At 75.0% G+C, this 21,952-nt stretch carries 22 protein-coding genes; 10 read left to right on the forward strand and 12 right to left on the reverse strand.

The window, feature by feature from the left end:
- Nucleotides 1-115 precede the first annotated feature (115 nt).
- The 4 genes from ACWERV_RS16700 to ACWERV_RS16715 all read right to left on the reverse strand — a co-directional run bounded on the left by ACWERV_RS16700 (nucleotide 116) and on the right by ACWERV_RS16715 (nucleotide 4,511).
- Nucleotides 116-1,243: a DNA glycosylase AlkZ-like family protein gene (locus ACWERV_RS16700; RefSeq protein WP_452933426.1), complete on the reverse strand. Its 1,128-nt coding sequence runs from the start codon at nucleotides 1,241-1,243 to the stop codon at nucleotides 116-118.
- Between the two features lie 78 nt (nucleotides 1,244-1,321).
- A complete protein-coding gene (locus ACWERV_RS16705; protein WP_452933471.1) occupies nucleotides 1,322-3,535 on the reverse strand; it encodes a heavy metal translocating P-type ATPase in 2,214 nt (737 codons plus the stop codon).
- A gap of 159 nt (nucleotides 3,536-3,694) precedes the next feature.
- Nucleotides 3,695-3,907 carry a heavy-metal-associated domain-containing protein gene (locus tag ACWERV_RS16710; RefSeq protein ID WP_398176905.1) on the reverse strand — a complete coding sequence of 71 codons (213 nt, stop codon included), beginning with the start codon at nucleotides 3,905-3,907 and terminating at the stop codon, nucleotides 3,695-3,697.
- A 118-nt stretch (nucleotides 3,908-4,025) separates the two neighbouring features.
- A complete protein-coding gene (locus ACWERV_RS16715) occupies nucleotides 4,026-4,511 on the reverse strand; it encodes a MarR family winged helix-turn-helix transcriptional regulator (protein WP_452933428.1) in 486 nt (161 codons plus the stop codon).
- A gap of 131 nt (nucleotides 4,512-4,642) precedes the next feature.
- On the opposite strand from ACWERV_RS16715, the gene ACWERV_RS16720 reads away from it, so the two are divergent.
- Together ACWERV_RS16720 and panD are read left to right on the forward strand one after the other, a co-directional pair.
- Nucleotides 4,643-6,640 (forward strand): FUSC family protein, encoded by a 1,998-nt coding sequence (locus ACWERV_RS16720; RefSeq protein WP_452933430.1) that lies wholly within the window; start codon nucleotides 4,643-4,645, stop codon nucleotides 6,638-6,640.
- A gap of 115 nt (nucleotides 6,641-6,755) precedes the next feature.
- A complete protein-coding gene (panD, locus tag ACWERV_RS16725; RefSeq protein WP_398176911.1) occupies nucleotides 6,756-7,190 on the forward strand; it encodes an aspartate 1-decarboxylase in 435 nt (144 codons plus the stop codon).
- Nucleotides 7,191-7,272: 82 nt separating this feature from the next.
- Here panD and ACWERV_RS16730 read toward each other — a convergent pair whose 3' ends face one another.
- Nucleotides 7,273-7,476 (reverse strand): hypothetical protein, encoded by a 204-nt coding sequence (locus ACWERV_RS16730; protein ID WP_398176913.1) that lies wholly within the window; start codon nucleotides 7,474-7,476, stop codon nucleotides 7,273-7,275.
- A 270-nt stretch (nucleotides 7,477-7,746) separates the two neighbouring features.
- On the opposite strand from ACWERV_RS16730, the gene ACWERV_RS16735 reads away from it, so the two are divergent.
- On the forward strand, nucleotides 7,747-8,550 hold the full coding sequence (locus tag ACWERV_RS16735) for a VOC family protein (protein WP_452933431.1): 804 nt from the start codon (nucleotides 7,747-7,749) through the stop codon (nucleotides 8,548-8,550).
- Here ACWERV_RS16735 and ACWERV_RS16740 read toward each other — a convergent pair.
- Nucleotides 8,480-9,514 (reverse strand): pseudouridine synthase, encoded by a 1,035-nt coding sequence (locus ACWERV_RS16740; RefSeq protein ID WP_452933433.1) that lies wholly within the window; start codon nucleotides 9,512-9,514, stop codon nucleotides 8,480-8,482. The genes ACWERV_RS16735 and ACWERV_RS16740 overlap by 71 nt on opposite strands.
- An 80-nt stretch (nucleotides 9,515-9,594) precedes the next feature.
- A complete protein-coding gene (locus ACWERV_RS16745) occupies nucleotides 9,595-10,182 on the reverse strand; it encodes an RBBP9/YdeN family alpha/beta hydrolase (protein ID WP_452933435.1) in 588 nt (195 codons plus the stop codon).
- A 118-nt stretch (nucleotides 10,183-10,300) separates the two neighbouring features.
- Here ACWERV_RS16745 and ACWERV_RS16750 point away from each other — a divergent pair, with 118 nt between their 5' ends.
- The 7 genes from ACWERV_RS16750 (at nucleotide 10,301) to ACWERV_RS16780 (ending at nucleotide 16,636) form a co-directional block, all read left to right on the forward strand.
- The gene (locus tag ACWERV_RS16750; RefSeq protein ID WP_452933437.1) at nucleotides 10,301-10,792 is read left to right on the forward strand and encodes an Lrp/AsnC family transcriptional regulator; all 492 of its coding nucleotides are present in this window, start codon (nucleotides 10,301-10,303) and stop codon (nucleotides 10,790-10,792) included.
- Nucleotides 10,793-10,998: 206 nt separating this feature from the next.
- Entirely contained in the window at nucleotides 10,999-11,733 is a 735-nt protein-coding gene (locus tag ACWERV_RS16755; protein ID WP_452933439.1) for a class I SAM-dependent methyltransferase, read from the forward strand.
- Nucleotides 11,734-11,867: 134 nt separating this feature from the next.
- Entirely contained in the window at nucleotides 11,868-12,875 is a 1,008-nt protein-coding gene (locus ACWERV_RS16760; RefSeq protein ID WP_398176925.1) for an ABC transporter ATP-binding protein, read from the forward strand.
- A gap of 17 nt (nucleotides 12,876-12,892) precedes the next feature.
- Nucleotides 12,893-13,654, forward strand: coding sequence for an ABC transporter permease (locus ACWERV_RS16765; RefSeq protein ID WP_452933441.1), 762 nt, complete (start codon nucleotides 12,893-12,895; stop codon nucleotides 13,652-13,654).
- Nucleotides 13,651-14,466 (forward strand): ABC transporter permease, encoded by an 816-nt coding sequence (locus ACWERV_RS16770; protein WP_452933443.1) that lies wholly within the window; start codon nucleotides 13,651-13,653, stop codon nucleotides 14,464-14,466. The genes ACWERV_RS16765 and ACWERV_RS16770 overlap by 4 nt, the downstream gene beginning before the upstream one ends.
- Nucleotides 14,467-14,592: 126 nt before the next feature.
- Nucleotides 14,593-15,939, forward strand: a complete 1,347-nt coding sequence (locus ACWERV_RS16775; protein WP_452933444.1) for a condensation domain-containing protein — start codon at nucleotides 14,593-14,595, stop codon at nucleotides 15,937-15,939.
- Between the two features lie 205 nt (nucleotides 15,940-16,144).
- Complete coding sequence (locus tag ACWERV_RS16780) at nucleotides 16,145-16,636, forward strand: CYTH domain-containing protein (protein ID WP_452933446.1); 492 nt, start codon at nucleotides 16,145-16,147, stop codon at nucleotides 16,634-16,636.
- Nucleotides 16,637-16,654: 18 nt separating this feature from the next.
- Here the strand turns inward: ACWERV_RS16780 and ACWERV_RS16785 are convergent, their stop codons facing one another.
- The 5 genes from ACWERV_RS16785 to ACWERV_RS16805 form a co-directional block, all read right to left on the reverse strand.
- On the reverse strand, nucleotides 16,655-17,719 hold the full coding sequence (locus ACWERV_RS16785; protein WP_452933448.1) for an HD domain-containing protein: 1,065 nt from the start codon (nucleotides 17,717-17,719) through the stop codon (nucleotides 16,655-16,657).
- Between the two features lie 132 nt (nucleotides 17,720-17,851).
- Nucleotides 17,852-19,864 (reverse strand): PEP/pyruvate-binding domain-containing protein, encoded by a 2,013-nt coding sequence (locus tag ACWERV_RS16790; protein ID WP_452933450.1) that lies wholly within the window; start codon nucleotides 19,862-19,864, stop codon nucleotides 17,852-17,854.
- 3 nt (nucleotides 19,865-19,867) lie between these two features.
- Nucleotides 19,868-20,779 (reverse strand): FkbM family methyltransferase, encoded by a 912-nt coding sequence (locus ACWERV_RS16795; protein ID WP_452933452.1) that lies wholly within the window; start codon nucleotides 20,777-20,779, stop codon nucleotides 19,868-19,870.
- The gene (locus ACWERV_RS16800; RefSeq protein WP_452933454.1) at nucleotides 20,776-21,039 is read right to left on the reverse strand and encodes a PqqD family protein; all 264 of its coding nucleotides are present in this window, start codon (nucleotides 21,037-21,039) and stop codon (nucleotides 20,776-20,778) included. The genes ACWERV_RS16795 and ACWERV_RS16800 overlap by 4 nt, the downstream gene beginning before the upstream one ends.
- Complete coding sequence (locus tag ACWERV_RS16805) at nucleotides 21,036-21,935, reverse strand: hypothetical protein (RefSeq protein ID WP_398176941.1); 900 nt, start codon at nucleotides 21,933-21,935, stop codon at nucleotides 21,036-21,038. The genes ACWERV_RS16800 and ACWERV_RS16805 overlap by 4 nt, the downstream gene beginning before the upstream one ends.
- Nucleotides 21,936-21,952: the final 17 nt, after the last annotated feature.

The following is a 21,952-nucleotide window of genomic DNA, read 5'->3' on the forward strand; positions in this document are numbered from 1 at the left end:
ACGCCACCGCAAGTGGCAACCACCCAGGGGCGCGGGGAACTGCGCGACAAGCCCCCACCGGGGGGAAGGCGAGCTGCCACCGCAAGTGGCAACCACCTGGGGGCGCGGGGAACTTCTACGTGGAGAGTTCGCGTTCGAGGGGGGTGCGGAAGCGCGGAGTCACCCGGACGGGGCCCAGCGCGGGGGCGAGCCGGGCGGCGGCCTGCTCCACCGCGTCGGTGGCCTCGGGACCGCGGTCGGTGAGCAGCCGCCAGGCGATCTCGCCGTCCGGGCGCTGGCCCCATCCGCCGATGACCTCGCCGTCCCACCAGACGGTGGGCCCGATGTTGCCGGAGCGGTCGAAGAGCGCCTCGTGGCCTTCGGGCAGGAACCATCCGCGGTCGCGCCAGGCCATGGGGAGCGGGTCGAGCGCGGGCAGCAGGAGGGCGGCGCCGTCCGCCGTGGCGGGCGCGGGGGCGTCGGGGAGGGCGTGGGCGGTGGCGCCGTCGTCGAGGACGACCGCCTCCGCCCCGGCGGCGGCGAGCGCCTTGCGGGTCTCGCCGAGCCCCCAGCCGGTCCACCACTTGAGGTCCGCCTCGGTGCCGGGTCCGTACGCGCGGAGCCAGGCGCGGGCGAGTGCGGCGCGTGCGGGTTCCTCGGGGACCTCGGGCAGCGGTTCCGCGTTGGCCCAGCGGAACTGCCCGCTGATCCAGGATCCGGCGGGACGGCGCCGTTCGATGCGCCCTTCGGCGGCCATGAGGCGGATGACGCGGCTGGCGATGTTCTGTGTTGCCTCGTACGGTTTGCCGCGCGCGACGACGACCTGCTCGCGCAGTCGCGGGACGAGCCGGGAGAGCTGCGCCCCGCTGCTGTCGGGGTGGGCGGCGAGTGTGGCGACGACCTCGGCCTCCAGGTCCGCGAGCCACGCGGCGTCCCATCCGCCGCCGTCGGCGAGGAAGGTGAGCACGTCCTTGCGCATCTTGACGGTGACGCGGCGTCCGGCGGCGGCATAGACCTGCGGGGCGAAGTCCCGGTCGACGACGAACATGGTGCGCCGCATCGCGAGCATCCGGGTGAGGGCGGGCGGTTCGCCGTACAGCGCGGTGTCCAGCGCCGCCATGGCGGCGAGGGGGGCGGCCGCCCGCGCGGCGACGCTCAGGTGGACGGTGGCCGGATCCGTCGCGTGCAGGGCCACGACGTCCCGCACCACGTCCGTGACGTCAACCGCTCCGACGCCGACCCGCGCCCGCCGTACCTGTGCCATCCCCCCATCCTCCCCGAACGGCGCCGGTACATTGCCACGGCTCGGCAATATGCGGCGGCGTCCGGGGGCCGGGCGGGGTCAGCGCGGCGTGAACGCCCGCAGACGCAGGCTGTTGGCGACCACGAACACCGAGGAGAAGGCCATCGCGGCCCCGGCGATCATCGGGTTGAGCAGTCCCGCGGCGGCGAGCGGCAGCGCGGCCACGTTGTAGGCGAAGGCCCAGAAGAGGTTGGAGCGGATCGTGCGCAGGGTGCGCCGGGCGAGGCGGATCGCGTCGGCGGCGACCCGCAGGTCCCCGCGGACGAGCGTGAGGTCGCCCGCCTCGATCGCCGCGTCGGTGCCGGTGCCCATCGCGAGGCCGAGATCGGCCTGGGCGAGCGCCGCCGCGTCGTTGACGCCGTCGCCGACCATGGCGACCGTACGGCCCTCGGCCTGGAGGGCGCGCACGACGGCGACCTTGTCCTCGGGCAGCACCTCGGCGTGGACGTCCTCGGCGGCGATGCCGACCTGCGCGGCGACGGCGGCCGCCACGGCGGCGTTGTCACCGGTGAGCAGGACGGGCCGCAGCCCGAGGCCGCGCAGCCGCCGTACGGCCTCCGCGCTGCCGTCCTTGACGGCGTCCGCGACCACCAGGACCGCCCGCGCGCGGCCGTCCCAGGCGACGGCGACGGCCGTGCCGCCGTCGGCCTCCGCCGCGGCCTTGGCGCGTACCAGCTCCTCCGGCAGCGGCATGCCCCGCTCGGCGAGCAGCCGTTCGCGCCCGGCGAGGACGGTGCGGCCGTCGACGGTGCCCTCCACGCCGAGGCCGGGCAGGTTGCGGAAGCCGGTGACGCCGGGCAGTTCGCCGGCCCGTTCTGCCGCCCCGGCGGCGATCGTCCGGGCGATGGGGTGTTCGGAGGCGTGTTCCAGCGCGCCCGCGCGGCGCAGCGCGTCCTGTTCGTCGACGCCGTCTGCCACCAGCACCGATCGCAGCGTCATCGAACCCGTCGTGACCGTACCGGTCTTGTCGAGCACCACGGTGTCCACGGCGCGGGTGGATTCCAGCACCTCGGGCCCCTTGATGAGGATGCCGAGCTGCGCGCCGCGCCCGGTGCCGACCAGCAGCGCGGTGGGCGTCGCGAGGCCGAGCGCGCACGGGCACGCGATGATCAGCACCGCGACGGCCGCGGTGAAGGCCGCCTGCGGCCCCTCGCCGAGCGCCAGCCACACCCCGAGCGTGCCGAGCGCCAGCAGGATCACGGCGGGCACGAAGACCGCCGAGATGCGGTCGGCGAGCCGCTGCGCGGCCGCCTTGCCGTTCTGCGCGTCCTCCACGAGGCGGGCCATCCGGGCGAGCTGGGTGTCGGCGCCGACCCGGGTCGCCTCGACGACCAGCCGGCCGCCCGCGTTGACGGTCGCGCCCGCAACCCGGTCGCCGGGCCCGACCTCGACGGGCACCGACTCGCCGGTGAGCATCGACGCGTCCACCGCCGAGGTGCCCTCGCGCACCAGGCCGTCGGTGGCGATCTTCTCGCCGGGGCGTACGACGAAGCGGTCGCCGACGGCCAGCTCGCCGATCGGCACACGCACCTCGGAGCCGTCGCGCAGCACCGCGACGTCCTTGGCGCCGAGTTCCAGCAGCGCGCGCAGCGCGGCCCCGGCACGCCGCTTGGCGCGGGCCTCGAAGTAGCGGCCCGCGAGGATGAAGGCGGTGACGCCGGAGGCCGCCTCCAGGTAGATCTGCCCGCCGCCGTCCTGCCGGGAGACGGTGAGGCGGAAGGAGTCGGTCATGCCGGCCATCCCGGCGTCACCGAAGAACAGCGCCCACAGCGACCACCCGAAGGCGGCGAGGGTGCCGACCGACACCAGGGTGTCCATGGTCGCGGCGCCGTGCCGCAGATTCGTCCAGGCCGCGCGGTGGAAGGGCCAGCCGCCGTAGACGACGACGGGCGCGGCGAGCGTGAGCGACAGCCACTGCCAGTTGTCGAACTGCGCCGCGGGCACCATCGCCATCACGATCACCGGGACGGCGAGGACGACGGCGGTCAGCAGGCGCCGGCGCAGCGCGTCCGCTTCGCCGCCTTCCTTCTCCGCCCGCTGCCCGTCCTGCGGACCGGCCGCCGGGGGAGCGGGGGGCGGGGGGAGCGCGGCGGTGTAGCCGGTGGCCTCGACGGTCGCGATCAGGTCCGCGACGGCCACGGGGCCGTGGAAGCCGACCTTCGCCTTCTCGGTGGCGTAGTTGACGGTGGCCGTCACGCCGTCCATCCGGTTGAGCTTCTTCTCGACCCTGGCCGCGCAGGACGCGCACGTCATGCCGCCGATCTCCAGCTCGACCCAGTCGCCGGTGCCGCCGGCCGTGTCGCTGCCGCTGCCGCCACCGCTGGCGTCCGTACCGGCGGCGTGCTGCCGTACGCCGCTGCCGTTCGTCGTCGTCACCGCTTCGCTCCCCTCGTCACTGCCCCCTGGTGGTGGTCAGGCCCGGCCGACCAGCTCGTAGCCGGCCTCGTCCACGGCGGCGCGCACGGCCGCGTCGTCGACGGGCTGGTCGGAGTCGACCGTCACCAGTCCGGTCGAGGCGACCGCCTTGACGGACGTGACGCCGGGGATCGTGGTGACCTCGCGGGTGACCGCGGATTCGCAGTGGCCGCAGGACATGCCGGACACCGTGTAGACCGTCTGGCTCATGCTGTGCTCCTCGTCGCGTGCGTGGGGGACGGCTCTTTCCGTCTCCGCTCCTCCGAGGATATACCCCCTAGGGGTATGACGCGAACACCCCCTGGGGGTATTCGCCCCGTGCTCTCCGTCACGCGCCGTCTTCCCCGCCGTCCGCTGCTTCGTCCACCGTCCCGTCCGTCGGCCCCTCCGCGGCCAGGCGGTCCAGCAGGGTGGCGGCGAGCCGCAGCACCTCGCGCTCGGTGGCGTTGAGTTCGCTATCGATACGCGACCGCAGCCAGGTGTCCATGACGGCGACATCGTGCGCCATCGCCGTGTAGCCGCGCTCGGTCAGCACCACGACCTGGCTGCGTCCGTCCTCCGCCGCCCGGCTGCGGCTCACCATGCCGTCCCGGGTGAGCGCGGCGAGCGTGCGGGTCAGCGACTGCGGCTGCACGTGCAGTGCCGCGGCCAGCGCGCCGGGTGTCGACGGTCCCGCCCGGTAGAGCTGCGCGAGCACGCCGAGCCGCCCGCTGGGCATGGCGTCCGGTGGGCGCTCGGCGCGCATCCGGCGGCCGAGCCGGTTGACGGCCCGGCGCAGATCGGCCACGGGGTCGTCGGGCGGCGGAGGAAACATGAGACTTCTTTCGTAAGCTCGGCGTACTATCTGAAGGGCTGATGGTCCGCTGTTCGGCCGGTAATCGATAGCCGCCGGTCGAAAACTGGGACGCTGCGCGTAATAATCGATGGTCGAGAAGAGGTAATCGCGTGCTGGACCGGCTGCGCCTGCTCGACCCCGGACGGGTACGGCTGCACACCGCGGCCCGCACGATCCTCGCGGCACTCGCCGCGCTGCTGACATCCGCGGCGGTGTGCGCGGCCGAGGACCTGCCCGGCGCGCTCGTGGTGATCGCGACCGTCGTGGCCGTCATGCTCTCCCGCTCCCTGCACGGGACCAGCCTCGCGCATCGCCTCACCGCCCTGCTGCACGTCCCCGTCGTCGGCCTGCTCGCGGCGGTCGTCGGCCGCTTCATGCTGCACCACACGTGGCTCGGCGCGGCCATGTACGTCGCCGCGGTGACCGCGGCCCGCTACGTGATGCGCTTCGGCGGCACGGTCCGCGCTCTCGGCCGGCTCGCCCTGGGCCCGGTCATCGCGGTACTCGTCGTCCCCGTCCCGCCCGGCGCCGCCGAGGCGGCCCGGCCGTGGTGGGCCGCCTCGGCCGGGGGGCTCGCCGTCGCCTGTGTGCTGCTCTCCCAGGCGGTCCTCCCGTCCCGCCCCGCCCGTGAGGCCGCGACTGCCGCCCTCGACGTCCTCCGCGCCGCCCGCCGCCTCCTGGGCCTCCCTCCGGCTGCCCCGGCCCGCGCCCGCGCCGCGCGCGCCCTCCACCGGGCGGCCCTCACGGCCGAGGACCGCCTCGCCGCCGCCACCCCCGCGTCACCGTCCTTCGGCGCACTGGCCGCCGCGGTGCTGCACGCCGAGGTTCTGGCCACCACGTCCGGCCCGGCACGGGAGAGCGGAGCGGCGGGGCCCGCCGACCCGCCCCCGGCTCACCCCCTCGCCCGCCTCCTGCCCGGCAGGCGGTCCGCCGTCCGGGCCCGGCCCCCGGGGACCGCGGCGGAGGGTCCGGCGGAAACCGCGGCGGCGGGTGTCGTCGCCGCCGCGGCGGCCGTCCGCGCGACCCGGGCCCGCGAGCGTCCCGCTCCCCAGCCTCCCCGCGGCCCCCGCCCCGGCCCGGTCCGCAAGGGCCCGCAGCCCCAGACGCGCCTGACCGTCCAGCTCGCCGCCGCCATGGCGCTGGCCTTCGCCGCCGGACACCTGGTCTTCCCGCACCACTGGACCTGGACGGTGATCACCGCGTTCGTCGTGTGCAGCGCCGCCCGCGCCCGCGGTGACGTGGTGCACCGCAGTGTCCTGCGGATCAGCGGCGCCGTCGCCGGGGCGGTGACCGGCACGCTCGCCGCCCACCTGGTGGCGGGCACGCCGCCGGCCGCCGTGGCGGTGATTTTCGGCTACCTCTTCGTCGGAGTGTGGCTGCGCGACGTGAACTACGCGGTCTGGGCGTTCTGCGTGACGAGCTTGCTCGCCGTCCTCTACTCGCTGAACGGCGAACACGACACCGCCGCGCTGCTGCTCCAGCGCCCGGAAGGCATCCTCCTCGGCTCGGCCTGCGGCGTCGTCGCGGCGTACTTCGTGCTGCCACTGCGCACGGAGACGGTGATGCGGGCGCGGGCCGCCCGCGCCCTCCAGGCCCTCCAGGCCCTGCTCGCCGCCGTGACCGAGCCCGATCCGCAGCCGGCCGCCCTGCGCACGCTGGCCCGCAGCGCCGACCGCGCGACCCGCGACCTCGGCGACGCGGCCGCCTCCGCGCGAGCCCACCGGGCCCTCCTCGCCCGCCGGAGGCGCCGGACACAGCGCCGCCCGGCACCGCACGCCGCGGACTGGGCGGACACCCTGGCGGCCTGCGTCCACGAGGCCCGCGCCCTCGCGGCCCTGCCCCCCGAAGCCCTCGCCGCGGCCCGGCCGCACCTCGGCCTGACCGCACGCAACCTGGGCCAGGTGCGCCGCCGCCTCGGCCACCGCCCCGAGGCCGAACCGCCCCGCCCCGTCACCGCCCCGCCCGTCCACCACCTTAACGCGGCCCTGACCACCCTCTACGCCCAGCTCCCCGCGCCCCGCAAAGGCGCCGCACCACGGACCCCGGCCCCTTCCGGCACCGGGCCCGCGCAGCCGCCCGGCCGGCCCGTGGCGCCCCCCGCCCCCTGAGATCTTCCGCACTCCCGCCACCGCCCTCACCGGATCCAGGACGGGGGGCTCTACCCTGGTCGGGTCGGCGCGTACCCCGGCAGGGACGCGACCTACTCACCCAGGAGGCGGCACCGTGCTGCGCACCATGTTCAAGTCCAAGATCCACCGCGCCACCGTGACCCAGGCGGACCTGCACTACGTGGGCTCCGTGACGGTCGACGCCGATCTGATGGACGCCGCGGACCTGCTGCCCGGCGAACTCGTGCACATCGTCGACATCACCAACGGCGCCCGTCTGGAGACCTACGTCATCGAGGGCGAGCGCGGCTCCGGCGTCATCGGCATCAACGGCGCCGCGGCCCACCTCGTCCACCCCGGCGACCTGGTGATCCTCATCAGCTACGCCCAGGTCGACACCGTGGAGGCCCGTACGCTGCGGCCCGCGGTCGTGCACGTCGACGCCGGCAACCGCATCGTCGCCCTCGGCACGGACACCGCGGAACCCGCGCCCGGCAGCGACTCCGTGCGCCCCCCGCACGCCGTCGCGCCGCTGCACGCGACCGTCTGACGCCCTACCGGGAAGGACGACGCCCCGGTCCACCGGGCCGGGGCACCTGCGAAGCGGCGCGGCCGCCCGTGCTGTCGCCGCTCTACGCCGCCGTCATCACCGCGGCGCCCATGACCTGCCCGGACACCGCACGTATCTCGACCCGCGCGCCGCGCGCGGCAGCGGTCCAACGGGCGCGCAACCGCGCCAGCTCAGTGAGCTCCTCGGCCGTCCACGGCCGGTCGCCGTGCTCCTGGACATAGGCCCGGAGCGCTGCGTTCGCCTGATCGAGACTTCCCCCGTACATGCGATCCACCCTAGACGGACCCACTGACAATCCCGAACCGGAAAAGCCGCCCCGCGTGGCGCCCCCGGCGTGCCGGGCCGGAGCCGTGACGCCCTGCCCGCAGCGCGCTGACCAGCGCTGAAAGCCGTACGTACGGCGCGGGATGACGGATTGTCAGTGCCGGGTGCCATGCTGAGTGTGAGAGAGGACACAGCGTCCAAATCCGGCAGATCGCCCGGGGCCGACGGGCCCGCGGCGGTCGCACGGCACAGCGCACCACGGAGGTCCCGCATGCTCACCGACAACTACGTCCCCGGCGCGCCCAACTGGCTCGACCTGGGGAGCCGTGACGTCCCGGCGGCCGCCGCCTTCTACGGCGAGCTGCTCGGCTGGGAGTTCGCCCCGGCGGGCCCGGAGGCGGGGGAGTACGGCATGTTCACCGTCGGCGGCGACACGGTCGCCGCCCTCGGCCCGCTCCAGGACCCGGGCGCCCGCCCGGCGTGGACGGTGTACTTCCACACCGCCGACGCCGACGCGACGACCAGGGCCGTCGAGCAGGCCGGCGGCGGCGTCCGCTTCCCGCCCATGCCGGTCGCCGAGCACGGGCGGCTCGCCGGATACACCGACCCGAGCGGCGCCGAGTTCGCCGTGTGGGAGCCCGGCACGACCTCCGGCCTGGACCGCGTCGGCGCCCACGCCCTGTGCTGGACGGAGCTGTACACCCCGGACGCGGCAAGGGCGAAGGAGTTCTACGGCTCGGTCCTGGCGTGGGATTACGAGGAGGTCCCGCTGCCCGGCGACGCGGGCTCGTACGTGATCGCCTCCAGGAGCGGCGGCGGCCAGGAGGGCTCGCACAGCGGCATCATGCAGCTCGGCACCGACCTGCTCCCGGAAGGCACGAGCTACTGGCAGCCGTACTTCTCGGTGGACGACGTCGACGCGACGGTGGCGAAGGCCGCCGAGCGCCGTGCCGCCGTCCTGATGCCGGGCACGGACATGGCGGGCGTGGGACGGCTCGCCCTGCTCAGGGATCCCGAAGGGGCGTTCTTCGCGCTGCTCCACCCGACCACCCCGGCTCCTCAGCCGGGCGGCTGACGGCCGCGGCCTCGTCACCGTCCGGCCAGGCGGCGAGCCGCCGCGCGCTCTCGAAGCGCACCTCCCGCCCCGTCAGCGGGTCGGTGAACTCCAGTGCCCGCGCCAGCAGCTGCAGCGGGTGCGCCCAGTCGTCCGCGGCGGCCTCCGGCAGCAGCCGCGGATAGACCGGGTCGCCCAGCAGCGGCAGCCCCAGCCCGCTCATGTGCAGCCGCAGCTGATGGGTACGCCCCGTCGCGGGCAGGAGCCGATAGCGGCCCAGGTCACCGCGCCGGGCCAGCAGCTCGACGCGCGTCTGCGCGTTCGGCGGGCCGTCCGCGCGCTCCTCCGCGGCCATCCGCCCGCGCTCCTTGACGATCCGGCTGCGCAGCGTGCACGGCAGCCGCACCGCCGGGTCGTAGGCGGCGACGGCCTCGTACTCCTTGCGCACCCGCCGGTCGCGGAAGAGCGTCTGGTACGCGCCGCGGTCCTCGGGCCGCACCACGAAGAGCACCAGGCCCGCCGTGAGCCGGTCGAGCCGGTGCGCGGGAGTGAGGTGGGGCAGGCCCAGATCGCGCCGCAGCCGGGCCAGCGCGGTCTGCGCAACATGCCGGCCGCGCGGTGTGGTGGCCAGGAAGTGCGGCTTGTCGGCGACGACGGTGCGCTCGTCACGGTGGACGACCCCGACCGGAAACGGCACCTCCGGCTCGGCCGGCCGCTCGCGGTGGAACCACACCCAGCCACCCGGCACGTACGGGGTCGACGCAAGCACCGGCCCGTCGGCCGTGACGAAGTCCCCCGCGGCGAGCATCTTCTCGACCCGCTCCGCGCCCAGCACGGGCCCGTACCGCCCGAGCAGGTGCTCGCGCACCGTCGCCCAGCCCGATCCGCCCGCCCCGTCACCCGGCAGCCGCAGCCGCACCGGGTCCACACCCGCCCGCTGCGGCAGCGGCGACGGAGGCGGCCTGCGCCCTGCCCTGCGCGCCACGTCCCCGCACCTCTCCCGCTGCTCACTCGTACCGTCCGGCCGCCCAGGCTACGCGGCGGCCGGACGGCACCCCGCCGCGCTCACCCCGCGTCCGCGGTGAGCGCGGCCAGCAGCGCGCGCCCGGCGGGCCAGTCGCCCAGGCCGCTCGCGGAGTTGAGATGTCCGTGCGCGCCCCCGGACTCCCACCGCGCCCCCCACCCCCGTGCCAACCCGGCCGACACCCCCGGATCGCAGTACGGGTCGTCCTCACCGGCCACCACCACCGCGGGGCACGGCAGCGTCCGCGCGGCCAGCCCGGCGAACGACGGCGCCGCCGCCCGCGGGAAGGCCGGCCCCCGCGGATCGGGCGGCGCGACGAGGAAGGCCGCCACACCGGCCGGCCGTACCTCCGCCAGCCAGCACGCCGCCGCCCAGCACCCCAGGCTGTGCGCCACCAGCACCACGGGTTCCGCCGTCCCGTCCGCCGTCCCGTCCGCCGTCCCGTCCGCCGACCCGCCCACCGCCTCGTACCCGGCCTGCACCGCCCGCACCCAGTCCGCCAGCTCCGGCGCGGTCCACGACCCCGGCGCGATGCGCACGGCCGCGCCGTCCCACTCCTGCTGCCACCGGCTCTGCCAGTGCAGCTCGTCGGAACCGTCGATTCCTGGGATGACCACATATGCGACCATCGCCTATCGCCTCCTCTTCTGCGCCCGCTCCACGTGCGCGGGACCGCCGACTGCGGCCGATTGTCGATGGGCGAAATCGACCATGGGGGCAGCGCAAGCGATCGATAGGAAAGTGGACGTGACAACGAGGGAATCGCTCGACGCTATCGATAGCGCGATCATCAGCCTGCTCCAGACCGACGGCAGGCTCACCGGCGCCGAGGTCGGCCGCCGCGTCGGCCTCTCCCAGCCGGCCGCCGCCGCGCGCATCCAGCGGCTGGAGCGCAGCGGCGTCATCACCGGCTACCGCGCCGTGGTCGCCCCCGCCGCGCTCGGCCTGGCCATCCACGCCGTCGTGCGCCTGCGCACCACCCACGCCCGCCTCGCCCAGGCCCTCGCGCTGGCCGAGGCGACCCCCGAGGTCGTCTCCACCCTCCGCCTGACCGGCGAGGACTGCCTCCTGCTCGATATCCACTGCACCCACGCCGAACGCCTGGAGGAGATCGTCGACACCCTGGCCCGCCACGGCGCGGTGACCACCTCCCTGGTCCTGCGCAGCTACCCGCCCAAACCCCTCCCCGTCCGGCACCCGCCCGAAGCGGCCGATCCGGGCCTGTTGACGGCCCCGTGAGGGGGTGTCACACTAATCACATGGCGAAGCCATGCCCTCATCCAGGTGAGGGCATCCGGTTCTGATCCGGACCCTCCCACGACGGGTGACCGCGTGGTCGAGGGGCGCCGTACGGCCGCCGCCGTGAATCGCCACTTCCCCGAGGCCCTGCCGCGCGCCACGCCCGCGCGAGCCCGCGGCCGCCGTTCGCGCACCCTGGAGCAGCCGTGTTGCCGACCGCGTACGCGTCCCTCTTCATGGATCCGGAACTGAACCACAGCTCCGGCTACTTCACGGACGACTCCACCCCCCTCCCCGAGGCCCAGCGTGCCAAGAACAGGGCCGTGCTGGAGCGCTGCCGCCTCGAACCGTCCCTGCGCCTGCTGGACATCGGCTGCGGCTGGGGCGCCGCCGCCCGCCTGGCTGCCGAGGAGTACGGGGCCCGGGTCGTCGGGCTCACCATCGAGCCCGAGCAGCTCGCCTACGCCGCCCTCCGCGAGGACGAGGCGGGGCCCGGCCGGCCGCGCATCGACTTCCGGCTCCAGCGGTGGGAGGAGTTCACCGAGCCGGTGGACCGGATCATCTGCGTCAACGCGTTCGAGAACTTCACCGACCGGGAGTCGTTCTTCCCGCACTGCCGTTCGCTGCTCCCGGCCGGGGGCGTCATGGTCGTGCTGACGGTGACGGCGGACCGGAAGGCCTTCCGCGTCATCTCGAAGGAGGCGTTCGTGGAGAGTGCCGGGAAGGCCGGCTTCGAGGTCACCGTCTCGGACTCGCTGGCCCCGCACTACGTGCGCACCCTCGACCACTACGTGCGCAACCTCCGGGCGCGGTGGGACGAGGCGGTCGCCGTCAGGGGCGAGGAGTGGGCGGCCAGGGACCTGAAGTTCTACACGGAGTGCGCCGGATACCTCCGGCGGGGGCTCAACGACATGTTCGAGTTCACCCTCGTCGCCAGGTGAGCGGGCAGCCCGCCGCCACTGCCACCGCCACTGCCACCGCCGCAACGCCACCGCCGCACCGCCACCCCCGCACCGCCACCCCCGCTGCCGCACCGCCCGCAGCCACGCCGCACCCGAACCGCGAAGGGCGATCGATGGAAACTGAGGCGTCCCCCCGGCCCCCGCGCACGGGGAGCCCGCCCGCCCCGTTCGTGCGGGCCGCCGGTCTGACGAAGACCTACCCGGCCCGGCGCGGGCAGCAGGAGTTCCGGGCCGTCGACGGCATCGACTTCGAGGTGCGGGCCGGGGAGGTCTTCGGCTTCCTCGGCCCGAACGGGGCAGGGAAGTCCACGACCATGCGGATGATCGGCGCGATCTCCCCGCGCACCTCCGGCAGCCTCACCGTCCTCGGCATGGACCCGGACACCCACGGCTCCGCGATCCGCGCACGGCTCGGCGTGGTGCCGCAGGACGACGCGCTCGACCGGGAGCTGACCGTACGGGAGAACCTCTTCATCTACGGCCGCTACTTCGACCTGTCCCGCTCCGCCATCCGCGACCGCAGCGCCGAACTGCTCGACTTCGCCCAGCTCGGCGACAAGGCGGACAGCCCGGTCGAGTCGCTCTCCGGCGGCATGCGCCGACGGCTCACGATCGCCCGGTCCCTCGTCAACAGGCCCAGCATGGTCCTGCTCGACGAGCCCACGACGGGCCTCGACCCCCAGGCGCGGCACGTGCTGTGGGACCGCCTCTACCGGCTCAAGCAGGACGGTGTGACCCTCCTGCTCACCACCCACTACATGGACGAGGCCGAGCAGCTGTGCGACCGGCTCATGGTCGTCGACCACGGCGGCATCGTCGCCCAGGGCTCGCCGGGCGCGCTGATGGCCGAGCACGTCACCCGTGAGGTGCTCGAAGTGCGCTTCCCGCTGGACACCGCCGGGGCCGCGGCGACGGCGCTGCGCGCCTCACCGATGGCGCGGGCGGCCGGCGGCGGGCGGGTGGAAGTGCTGCCCGACCGCGTGCTGGTCTACACCGACGACGGCGAGGCGGCGCTCGCCGCCGTCCACTCCCTCGGCCTCGTCCCGCTGACCGCGCTGGTGCGCCGGTCGACCCTTGAGGACGTCTTCCTCACGCTGACCGGCCGTTCGCTCGTCGACTGAAGGGCCGGGAAAACCGCATGCTCCGCTTCTTCGGCTATCTCTTCCTGCGTTACCGGAGGACCTGGCGCGGCTCCTTCTTCGTCAGCGTCCTCAACCCCGTGCTCTTCCTCGTCGGTATCGGCGCGGGGCTCGGCCACCTCGTCGACCGGCACGCGCCGGCGCAGCTGGCGGGCGCGGGCTATGCCGCGTTCTTCGCGCCCGGCATGCTCGCCGCCGCCACGATGCAGACCGCCTACCTGGAGGCCTCCTGGTCGGTGACCCGGGCGGCCTTCCCCGGCGGGGCGTACCAGGACGCCGCCCCCACACCGCTCGATCCGGAGGAGGTGATGTCCGGGCACATGCTCTACGTGCTCTTCCGGGTCGTCAGCTCCAGTGCCGCGTTCGTGTGCGTCATGGCCGCCGCGGACCTGGTGAGTGTGGCGCGGGCGGGCGGGGTGCTGGCCGCGGCCACCCTCACCGGTGTCGCCTTCGCCACCCCCACGGCCGCCTGGGCGGTGGGGGTGCGCGTCCAGCGGCGCACCAACACCGTGTTCCGCATGGTGATCATGCCCATGTACATGTTCTCCGGCAGCTTCTTCGCCCTGGACCAGCTGCCCGGCCCCGTCCGGGTCGCAGTCGAGGCGCTGCCGCTGGCGCAGGGCGTCGAGCTGTGCCGCTCGCTCGCCCTCGGTACCGCGGGCGCGCTCGCCACCGCCGGGCACGCCGCCTACCTGTGCGTGCTCGCCGGAACCGGCTACGTGATCGCCCGTACGACCTACCGCCGGAGGCTGCACGCATGACGACGATGTCACCGGCGGCGTCCGGGGCCGCCGCCGCGCCGCCCGACGCGTGGAAGTGGCGCCGGGCGGCGGCGCTGGTCGAGCGCAACCTGATGGTCTACCGGCGCTCGGTCACCCCGCTCGCCTTCGGCCTGGTCGAGCCGATCATGTACCTGCTGACGATCGGCTTCGGGGTCGGCGGGCTGGTGGGCACCGTCCCGGGCGTCGACGTGCGCTACCCGGCGTACGTCGCCCCCGCGATCCTCGCCACCACCGCGATGAACACGGCCTTCAACCAGACCAGCCGTGAGGTCTTCGCCCGGATCACCTTCGAGCGGACCTACCAGGCGATCGTGCCGACGCCGCTGTCCCCGGCGGACATCGCGATCGGCGAGATCGCCGGCGCGCTGATCAACGGCCTGCTCACCTCGGTGGGGTTCCTCGCGGCCGCCGCGCTCCTCGGTCTGGCGGTGTCGCCCGGGATCCTGCTGGCGATTCCCTCGGCGGCCGTCGTCGGCTACGCCTTCGCCGCGTGCGGCCTGGCCGTGACCACCTTCGTGCGGGACTACCCCGACTTCCAGTACGTGCAGCTGTTCATGCTGCCGATGTACCTGTTCGCGACGACGTTCTACCCGCTGTCCACCTACCCGCGCTGGCTCCAGCCGGTCATCGAGGTGCTGCCGCTCTACCAGGGCATCGTCCTCGTCCGCGATCCCGCGCTCGGTTCCTGGCAGGCGGGCCCGATCCTCGTCGCCACCGTCTACCTGCTGTGCCTGGGCGCCCTGGCCACGGCCGTCGCGACGCGCCGGCTGCACCGCAAGCTGCACGTGTGACCGCGACGCCAGATCCCCGAAGGGAGCCATGCCATGTGCTGCGGTGCGCCGAGCCCGTGCCAGGAGGAGACCGCGGAGCTGCCGTTCACCTGGACCGGCCCCCGGCCGGGTCCCCGGTCGGGCCCCATGACATGGCCGCAGCTGGCGATATGGGCCGTCGTCAAGTGGGAGGGGGAGAACGCCTTCCGCCGCAACGTGGTGCGCACCTGGACCTTCGACGAGGGCGTCGACCACGAGCGTGCCGTCGGCGCGTTCCGCGCCCTGGTCGACCACTTCGAGACGCTGCGCACCGTCTTCGCCGCCGAGGGTCCGCCGCGGCAGCGGCTCCTGGAGTCCGGTGCGGTCCCCGTGACGCTGCACCGCACCACCTCCGCCGGGCTGGACGGGTGCGCCGCCGCGCTGGCCGACCGGCTCAGGGGACCGTCCTTCGACCTCGCGGCCGACGTGCCGGTCCGGCTGGGGATGTCCATGGCCGGCGGGCGCGTGTTCCGGGTCGTCGTCGCGGTCTCCCACGTCGCCGTCGACGAGATGAGCGTGCAGATCCTGGAGGAGGCCTACCGCTCGCTGGTGGCACGGGGGGAGGACGCCCTCCGGGACTTCCACGGCGTGAGCGAGCAGCCCCTCGACCGGGCGCGTTTCGAGCACTCCCGGGCCGGGGAGCGCGCCCGCACCCGCACCCTCGGCTACTGGCGCAAGGCCTTCTCCGAGGTCCCCGTCGCCATGCTCACCGGCGGGAGCGAGGCCGGCGCCCGCGCGGAGCGGGCCCGGCTCAGGTCGTACGAGGCGGCGCGGGCGATCAGCGAGCTGACCCGGCGCACCGGCGCGAACTCGACCGCGATCCTCCTCGGCGCCTACGCCGTGGCGGTCGCGGGAAGCCTGGACGTGGCCGAGGTGGCCGTCCGGACCCTGGTGGCGACGCGGAAGCGGTCGGTCGCGCGCCGGTCCGTCGCCGCCCTGAACCTCAACGGGCTCTTCCGGCTGTCCCTGGCGCCCGGCACGACCGTCGGCGACTACTTCCGGTCGGCGCAGGACGCCGCCCACAAGGCGGTGGTCTACAGCGAGACCGACCCCGCCGAACTGGACCGCGAACTGGACGTGATCGCGGCCCGCCGCGGCGTCCGCGCCCAGCAGTACCTCTACTTCAACGACATGAGCCGCGGCCAGTTCCGTTGGCAGGACGACACCGACACCGGCACCGGCGACGGGCGTCCCGCGGGACCGCCGGACGAGGCGACGGTCGTCCGGACCGTCGACGACAGCACACCGGACCGGGAGTCGAAGCTGCTGCTCGATGTCTACGGCGTCGAGCCCGCGCTGAACATCTGCCTCTACATCGACCGGCGCTCGGTGCCGGTGAGCGCGGTCTCGTTCCTGAGGGCGGTGGAGCGGTTCGTCGTCGAGTCGTCCCGTCGCCCCTCGTCGCCCCTGGCGGAAGCCGCCCGGTCGGCGGCACGGGAACTCGACACGGTCTGAGGCCCCCGCGCCGTCCGGCCGCGCCCCGCGCCCCCGCGGGGCTCACCGGCCCGACCGCCTGCACCGTGCCGCTGCGCAGCACCCTGGGGCCGGACGGTGACGCCCCCGTCGGTCCGATGTCCCGGGACGGCATCCGGGAGATCCACCGGGAGCCGTGCGACCGCTTCCCGCCGGGACACCCGGCGCGGACAGGAATGAGGGATCCATGGCCGTGGAGATCGAACGCCGCTTCCTCGTCACCGGGGACGGCTGGCAGCAGGAGGCCACCGGCAGCTCGACGATCGTGCAGGGCTACCTGTCGCTGAACCCCGAACGCATCGTCCGGGTCCGCCTCGTCGACGGCGCCAGGGCGCGCATCACCGTGAAGGGCCTGCGCGTCGGGAACCGCAGACACGAGTTCGAGTACGCCGTCCCCGCGGACGACGCGCGCTTCATGCTCGCCCACCTGTGCGTCACGCCGTGCATCGAGAAGCGGCGCGCGGTCCTCGGCCGCCGCTCCCCCGGGGAGTGGGTGGTGGACAGCTTCGGCGGCGCCAACACCGGGCTCGTCGTCGCGGAGGTGGAGTACGACGGGACGACCGCGTTCGACCTCCCCCCGTGGCTCGGGCGGGAGATCTCCGCCGACGACAGGTACGCGAACTCCGCGCTCGTACGCGCCCCGTACACCGCGTGGGCGGCACACCCGGGCGGCGAGTGACGTCGTAGGGCGGGCCGGTCAGCGCCCGGGTGCTCCGGCGTGCCGGTCCGGTACGGTGTCCGCCGCGCCGTCCTCCCACCAGACGCGGTACCGCGTGGGCAGCCGCCGCAGGAGGGCGATCCGCTCCGCGAGCCCGGGGGCCGCCTCCTCCACCGGCCGTCCGCCGACGAGCGGGGCGGCGGTGTAGATCTTCCGCAGGGAGAACTCCCAGGCGCCGTCCGGCGCGTCCCGGCCGTCCGCCGTGGCGCCCACGAGGTGCGGGGCACCGCGGAGCAGGGCCGCCTCGGCGGCGGTGCCCGGTTCCGCCGCCAGCGCCGCCCACAGCTCGTCGTCGGTCAGCCGGGCGGTGCGCTCCGCGCCGGGGCCGTCGGCGGACAGCAGCCGGCGCACCACCCGCTGGAGTACGGCGGTCGGGGCGACGTTGTCCCACGAGGTGTGCAGCAGCGCCTCGTCGCGGACCATGGTGACCAGGGCCTCCGCGGCGTCCCGGTCGCCGCTCACGGCGAAGCCCTCCAGCCGCACCCGGCCGAGCAGTTCGGCGGGGTCCACCGGCAGCCGCGCGCCGCAGCGGGCGCTGCGTACGTAGGAGTCCAGGTGGTCCAGGCCCAGCAGCCCGGACGGCGGCGCGAGCACTCCCGGCTCGCGCCGGTCGAGCAGCCCGGCCACGTCCGGGGGCGCGACGCCGTGCCGCTCCAGCACGTCGGCGAGCGGCGCGGTGCCGAGCAGCCGGGCCCCGATCGTGTGGTGGTCCCACCCGCCCAGGCCCTCCAGGCTGTGGCTGAACGGCAGGTGGCCGACGTCGTGCAGCAGCGCCGCGGCACGCAGCAGCCGGTCGTCCGGCCGGAAGTGCGCCGCGAGCGCGAGGACGCCGAGCGAGTGCTCCAGCCGCGAGTAGGACTGCAGCGTGGTGATCGAGGACGCGCCCCCGTGCGCGACGAGGTGCAGGCGCCGTACGGGCGCGGAGCGCAGCAGCTCGGTCTCCAGCGGGCTCAGCCGGACCGTGACGCCCCACAGCGGATCGGTGAAGCGCTCCCCGCGCCCGCCGACGCTCGTCGGGACCGGGCGCAGCGCTGACGTCGGCAAGGTCTCCATCGTGGGTACGACTGTGCCGACGGTCCTGACCGGCTGTCAAACCGCTTGCCCGGCGGGGGAGCCGGGCACGCCGGGCGTGCCGCCGTGCCCGTCCGGCCGTGCTCCGGCCCGCGCGGGGCGCGGCTACCCGGCGGGGGCGGGCGTCACGCTCCCGTCCCGTACGACCACGGTCGTGCCGTCCTCGATCCCGGTGAGATCGCCCTGGAGGACCGCGGGGATCCGCTGCGCGCGCAGGGTGATCGCGAGATGGCTCAGCTGGGAGCCGGTCTCGAAGACGAACCCGGCGGCCCAGGGCAGCAGCAGCGCGAGTTCGATGCGCGGGCGGTCGGCGACGACGATCCACGAGCGTTCGGGGAGCCACGGCCGCGCACCGCGGAACCGTGCGAGCACCGGGAGGTCGTACGCGGCGCCGTTGACGGCGTCGGCACTGATCGCGTAGCCGTTGGAGAGGTCCGCCGGGAGGTCGTCCGGCCCGACCCGGACGACCGTTCCCGTCGCCCGGCCCTCCGAGAGCACCGCCGTCGACGGCTCCAGCGGATCGTTCTCGAACGAGGCGTCGGCCAGCCACGCCCTGCCGTCCCAGATCCACCACTCGGGCCGGATGCCCGGCCGCGCCGACTCCAGGGCGCGCGTCCAGCGGGCGAGCCGCTGCGCCAGCCCGGCCGGGAGGGCGTCGGCGACCCGCCCGTAGGGGCCGCGGGCGATGCGGTTCTCCTCCGGGACCAGCCGTTCGACGGCCGTCTGCAGCGCCCTGCTCTCCCGGACCACCCGCCCGGCGGCGTCCAGCACCACCCGGCTGGCCTCGCTCGCTCCGGAACGCAGCCCCTGCAGCGCGCCCATGACGTACTCGACGGTGACCGCACCGTCCGGGGACGCCGCCGTGACGGCTGCCAGCTCGCTCGGGACGGCGTCGCGCAGGTGCACCGTGAGCTGCCCGTCGGGGTGCGCGTCGACCAGCTCCGCGAGAAGGCCGGGCAGCCCGGTGACCGGCCTGACGAGCGCCCTGATGTTCGTGCTCACGTCGAGCTGGACGAACGGGGACTCGAACGGCACGCTCCGCCCGGCCCGCCGGGCCGCGTCCAGCCCGCCGCGGTTGTAGTGCAGCCAGAACCAGGACGGCACCGGGATGTCCAGCTCGCGCGCCAGCCGCCGCAGACCGAGCTTCTTGGTGCGGTAGGAGGCGGCGATGCCCGAGCAGTGGCCGAGCGGGAACCCCTCGTCCCCCTCGCCCACGGCCGCCAGCCGGAACGCCGGTGCGGCGGGCCGCGGACGGCGCGCCGCCCGGCCGGTGAACGCCGGCCGCGCCTGCACCAGGTGGACGGACCCGTCGGGGCCGGCCGCCCACTCGATGTCCTGCGGTTCCCCGGCCCACTCGTGGACCCGGCGCGCCAGGACGGCGGCGCGCAGGGCAAGTTCCTCTGGGAGCCCGCCCTCGCACTGCTCCACACGGGTGCCGGCGGACGTGCGGACCGCGAGGGCGCGGGCGGCGTCCCGCCCCCCGTCCGCCACCCCGCCCCGTTCCGGCGCGGCCTCCACCACGACCACGGAGTCGATGCCGGTGGTCGGATCGGCGCTGAAGGCCACGCCCGACCACGGGCCGTCCACCTGGCTCTGGACGATCACGCTCATCCGCGCCCGGGACAGGTCGCGTACCGCGCCGTCCACCGCGTCCGAGCTGTCGTTGAAACGCAGCAGGGCGCGCGGCCCGTACAGCGACGCCCAGCAGCGCCGCACGCCCGCCATCAGGGCGTCGAGGTCCATGAGGTCGGGCACCGACTCGTAGGCACCGGCGAGGTCCGGGCCGTCGGCGTCCTCCAGGCTGCCGGAGGACCGGGCGATCCAGGGAGGCGCGACGCCCGCGCGGGCCACCGCGTCCGCGACCGACCGCACCACCTCGTCGGGGACGCGCAGCTCCAGGATCCCCTCGGCCACCCGCCGCGCCCGCCCCAGGACGTCGAGCTTGTTCACGAAGCCCTGGCGGTAGTGCGCGAAGGCCGCGGACAGCTCGGGGCCGGCGTGGACGAGCCCTTCGAGGACGTCTGCGGGAATGACCGTGAAGGCCGGCACGGGGAAGCCCGCCGCGGACAGGGCGGCCAGCCGCCCGGCCTTGGCCCCGTGTTCCGCCGTACGCACCATGTCTCAGTTCTCCTTGGGCTCTCGGTGGAGCGGATCCACGGCGGAGACGGCCTCGGCGGCCGCGACGATGCGCTCGGGCGACCGGTCGAGAAGCAGGTAGCGGATGTCGTGCCACGAGCGCCGCAGGTTCCGGCGCACGCTCGAAAGGAGCACCGGGGTCAGCGCGACGTCGTCGTAGAGGGCGGCGTGGAAGCCGTAGCCCTCCAGCCGGCGCAGCAGCCGGTCCGGATCCCCGCCGCTGTTGGCGATCCCCTCGGGCCAGAGCTCGAACCACACCGTCACCGCGTCCCGGGCGAGCAGGTCGGCGGCCCCGTCCAGGACGCGGCCCTCCGCGCCCTCCACGTCGATCTTGAGCAGGATCGGCGGGCCGTCGTCCAGCAGGTCCGCGGCGAAGGCGTCGAGGGTGCGGGTCGGCACGTCCACCGCGGCACCGGTCGCCGGGACGTTCGAGAAGGCGAACGAGTGCCTGCCGAGGTTGCTCCGGCTCAGGTAGAGCGCCTGGGTGCCCGACCGGTCCGACAGCGCGCAGGCCCACGTCTCGATGTTGCCGTAGCCGCTCGCGGTGACGTTGCGGCGCAGGACGCGGAAGTTGACCGGCTCCGGCTCGAAGGCGTGGACGACACCGGCGGGCCCGATGTGCCGGGCGGCGAGCAGGCTGAAGTACCCGACGTTCGCCCCCGCGTCGAGCACCCGCATCCCCGGCGCGAACAGCGTCCGCAGCAGTGCGGTCTCCTGGGGCTCGTACACGCCCTCGGTGAACAGCGTGCCGTCGGTGCTGCGGTCCCCCTCGACGACCGCCAGCGGCCCGACGGCGGTGGGCAGCGGCGCGGTCACCCCGTGGCGCACGCCGGTCAGGCCGGTCAGGCCGGTGATCGCCGGCTCCGGCGGGACCGGCACGCCCTCGTCGCCGCTCATATGACGAACCCGAGGTCGCGCAGCCCGGCGACGAACGCCTCGACGTCCGCGCGGGCCCTGGCCCGGTCCACGCCGTAGCGCCGCGCGACCACGGCCGACAGCTCGTCCAGCGCCATCTGCCCTCCGCACTGCGACCAGATGAAGGCGCCCACCCGGTTCGTCTCGTAGACGTCCAGGTAGCCCTCGATGAGGGTGACGTCCCCCTCCCGGCGGGTGTAGGCGCCCGCGGAACGGAGCGGCCGCCATCGTGCACCGGTCATAACCTCTCCTCGATCATGAGAATGAGCCGCTGCGCGGCGCTCACCGTGCGCCGCGCCCACGCGGCCGGATCGCGCGCGCAGTCCGCCATGAGCAGGACCTCGCGGGCCTCCCCCGCCCCGACCTCGGCGGGGGAGGCCGACAGCAGCCTGCGCAGGAGCCACTTGTGCGAGGACGAGAAGTCCGCGTGGAGGGCCAGGACCATCTCCAGGCCCGCGACGTAGCCCTCGCGGGCGGCCAGCGCGGCCGCGTCGGGGTCGCCGGAGATGAGCAGACCGCTCGCGTCCTCGAGCGCGCCCTCGGCGTGGACCTTCCTGTTCCGCGCGAGCCACTGCCCGTAGCCGGAGGCCAGCACCGCCTGCCGCCGCGCGTCCCACCAGGCGTGCCCGGTGACGGCCACCCCGGTGGTCAGACGGTAGAGCAGGTCGCGCTCCCCGCGCCGCACGGTCACCCTGCCCGGCGGCGGCCGCGGGGTGAACCGCCGGATGAGCTCGTCCACCTGCCCCTCGCCCCACAGCTCGATGTCCGCGCGGAACTGCCCGATCTCGCCGAGCGCGACAGGCGCCACGGCGTCCTCGGCGAACGCCCGGTCCTCCAGGAGGCCCGCGGGCCCGGACGCGGCCGCGCCCCCGTCCGCCGAGACGACGTACAGATCCAGGTCGCTGTGCGCGTGACCCCACCCCAGGGTGAGCGATCCGCTCACGAACACACAGGTGGAGCCCGCGAACTGCGGGTAGGCCGCGAAGATCTCCTCCGCGGACGGCACGTTCCCCGGCAGCATCCGCAGCGCCCGCAGGCGGTCCCGCGAATCGCCGGTCGCCTCCCGCCCGCTGCCGTGGCGCAGGGTCAGGGACGGCGGCTCGTAGGCGCGCCCGCCCGGCGTCGTGTCCTCGGTCATCGGCACCCTGTCACTCC

The organism is Streptomyces sp. NPDC004031, assembly GCF_053604375.1.